This is a genomic window from Curtobacterium flaccumfaciens UCD-AKU (assembly GCF_000349565.1).
Taxonomy (GTDB): domain Bacteria; phylum Actinomycetota; class Actinomycetes; order Actinomycetales; family Microbacteriaceae; genus Curtobacterium; species Curtobacterium poinsettiae.
Genome location: NZ_KB714631.1, coordinates 191,329 through 194,498, shown reverse-complemented (window position 1 = coordinate 194,498; position 3,170 = coordinate 191,329). Strand labels below are relative to the sequence as shown.

3 protein-coding genes are annotated in these 3,170 nt (G+C 72.3%); 2 read left to right on the top strand and 1 reads right to left on the bottom strand.

Annotated features, from left to right (window positions below; translation table 11 throughout):
* Positions 1 to 65: 65 nt before the first annotated feature.
* Positions 66 to 428, bottom strand: a complete 363-nt coding sequence (locus H489_RS34515) for a hypothetical protein (protein ID WP_017888443.1) — start codon at positions 426 to 428, stop codon at positions 66 to 68.
* A gap of 167 nt (positions 429 to 595) precedes the next feature.
* Between H489_RS34515 and H489_RS34510 the strand changes: the two genes are divergently transcribed.
* Positions 596 to 2,137 (top strand): MFS transporter, encoded by a 1,542-nt coding sequence (locus H489_RS34510; protein ID WP_231564052.1) that lies wholly within the window; start codon positions 596 to 598, stop codon positions 2,135 to 2,137.
* A complete protein-coding gene (locus tag H489_RS34505) occupies positions 2,130 to 3,110 on the top strand; it encodes an alpha/beta hydrolase (RefSeq protein ID WP_017888441.1) in 981 nt (326 codons plus the stop codon). Before H489_RS34510 ends, H489_RS34505 begins: the two co-directional genes overlap by 8 nt.
* Positions 3,111 to 3,170: the final 60 nt, after the last annotated feature.

Below are 3,170 nucleotides of genomic sequence, written 5' to 3'. Positions count from 1 at the left end.
CGGGCCTCCCGTCCGTCTGCGTGGTCGCGTCTGCTTGCCGCAGCGCGCCCTGCAGAGCCTGTGGGCTAGGGCTTCTCGTCGACCAGGGCGATGAAACGGCTGCCGATGCCCTCGACCTCGCGCCGCGTCAGCCCGGCGGTGGGCTCGGGCGCCTGGTACGGGGCGTGGTAGTCGCACATCAGGTAGTCCCACTCGGGCCACCACTTCTTCGGGCGTGCCTCTTCGTCGAAGCCGCAGACCACGCACTCCAGACGGACCCAGACCTTCTTGGTGCCGGTGCGGTTGGCGCGGGACTGCACGAGCCAGGCGGGCGGGTCCTGCTCGATCGCGTCGAGCTCCGCTTCGCTCAGGCGCGACGGGATGCCGTGGCGGGTCGCCATCTCGAGGGGGATGTCGAGCCGGACGGCGGCTTCGCGGCGGGAGAGCATCCGTCCAGGGTAGGTCCTGCGGCGACCGCTCCCGCGCGCGGACTTCCGTCGACCGGTCGGTCCGTGTATGGTCTGGATCACTGAGGTAAAAGGCGCCGCGATCTGCGACGCACCAGCACGCGGCATCGAACGAGTCGCCACTTCTTCCCTCGAAGGAGTGCGCCATCGTGTCCCCCAGTTCCCCTCGCAGCCCCGGGCACGTGCCCGCCGGTGGCCTGTCTCCTCGTCTGCGCGACGCATGGATCGCCCTCGCCGGACTGTCGGCGGTGTTCCTGTTCGAGATGCTCGACAACTCCGTGCTCAACGTCGCCCTGCCCACGATCGGTCGCGACCTGGGCTCGTCGACGACGGGCCTGCAGTGGGTCTCGGGTGCCTACTCGGTCGCCTTCGGCGGGCTGATGCTCCTGTTCGGCGCCGTCGCCGACCGCATCGGTCGCCGCCGGGTCATGCTCGCCGGGCTCGTCCTGCTGGCCCTGGCGAGCCTCGCCACGGCGGTGGTCACGTCGACCGAGCAACTGATCGCCGTGCGGGTCGCGATGGGCATCGCTGCGGCGATGACGACACCCGGGTCGATGGCGCTGGCGTTCCGGCTCTTCGACGACGAAGGGCTCCGGGTCCGGGCGCTCACCGTCATCTCGACGGCCGGGCTCGTGGGACTTGCCATCGGGCCGACCGTCGGCGGGTTCGTGCTCGCCGTCGCACCGTGGCAGGTGCTGCTGCTGGCCGACGTGCCGATCGCGGTCCTCGCGCTCGTCGGCATCCGGTCCGGTGTCGTCCGCGACGAGGCTGCAGGACTCCGCCGCGACCCGGTCGACGTGATCGGGGCACTGCTCGGCACCGCGACGACCGCAGGGGCGCTCGTGACACCGACGATCCTGGTCGAGTCCGGAACAGCGGACTGGTCGGGGTGGGCCGCCCTCGCCCTGACCGTCGCCTGCGCGGTGGGGTTCGTCGTCCGGGAGCGGACCGCCCGGCACCCGCTGATCGACCTGCACCTGCTCGCTCGTCCACTGGTCTCGAGCGGACTGGCGTTCAAGGCCGCGTCGGGTCTCGCCGTCGCGGGGCTGTCGTACCTCGTGACCCTGCAGCTGCAGTTCGCCTGGGGCTGGCCGCCGGCCCTGGCCGCGCTCGGAACGCTGCCACAGGTGGTCGTGCTGCTCGTCGGAGGCCGCTTCGTCGGACCGTTCGTGCAGCGGGTCGGCCTGGGCCGCGCCGCCTGGACGAGCGCCGTCTCGGTCGTCGCAGGGCTCGTGGTCTTCGGCACCCTGAGCCGGTACGGGTACCCGTGGGTGCTCGTCGCGCTCGTGCTCGTCGCTGCTGGCATGCGCGTGGTGGGCGTCGTCGCCGGCGCCTCCGTCCTCACCGGTCTCCCCGCGGACCGCACCTCGGTCGGGGCCGCGCTCGTCGACACCTCGAGCGAGCTCGCGAGCGGTGTTGCGGTCGCCACGGCGGGGACGATCGTCGCAGCCTTCGTCGCCGGGAGCATCACCACGACCACCTGGACCGCCGCCCGGCTCGAGGGGTTCCAGGACGCTCTCACCATCGCCGGTCTCGGCCTCGCCGTGATCGCAGCCCTGCTCGTCGTGGCCGGCATGCTCCGAGCCCGGACGAGCGACGTCCGGGAAGGCACGATCCGCGCCGACCCTGCCGGCCCCACCCCCGCACACACCGACCAGACCACCATCACCGAGGAGCCCTCCCGTGTCTGACACCATCGCCCTCCCCCGCCCGCCGTTCGATCCTGAGTTCGTCCCCTTCCTCACCGCCATGGACGCGCGCGGCCGCTTCCACCTCACGACCCAGATGCTGCCGCAGATGCGCCAGCTCGACATGACGGAGGCGCAGCTCGACGAAGGACTGCGTGCTCGCGGCCTCGAGCGCCGCAGCGTCACGGTCCCGGGGCACCGCGGCGACCCGATCGACCTCGCCGTGATCCAGCGCACCGGCCGCACCGGCACGGCCGCCCTGGCCTACGCGATCCACGGCGGCGGCATGATGTTCGGCCACCACCTCGGCAACCTCGACTCCTACGACGAGTGGCTGCTCGTGCACGACGTCGTCCTGGTCAGCCCCGACTACCGCCTGGCTCCGGAGCACCCGGACCCCTACCCGGTCGAGGACTGCTACGCCGGACTCGTCTGGGCTGCCGAGCACGCCGACGAACTCGGCATCGACCCGGAGCGCATCGTCCTCGTCGGGCAGAGCGCCGGTGCCGGTCTCGCCGCAGGCACGGCCCTCCTCGCCCGCGACCGACAGGGGCCGACCGTGATCGGCCAGGTGCTCGTGAGTCCCATGCTCGACGACCGCGACGCGACCCTGTCGGCTCGGCAGTTCGACGGTGTCGGGGTCGCCGACCGGGAGATGACACGGTTCGGCTGGGACGCCTACCTCGGTGACCGGCGGGGTGGCGAGGACGTGTCGATCTACGCCGCCCCCGGCCGCGCGAGGGACCTCGCCGGGCTCCCGCCCGCGTACGTCGACTGCGGCAGCACCGAGGTGTTCCGCGACGAGACCGTCGCCTACGCCAGCGCGCTCTGGGCCGCTGGTGTCCAGGCGGAACTGCACGTCTGGCCGGGAGCGTTCCACGGGTCGACCAGCATGATGCCGGAGGCAACCCTGTCGCAGCGTGCGACCCGGGCCCTGCGCGAGTTCACCGGAGGCCTCCTCGGCCAGTCCGCCTGAGCGCGGGCAGTCCGAGGCCCGGAAGCCCACACGGAACCTGACGGGAGGCACGGTGCCAGC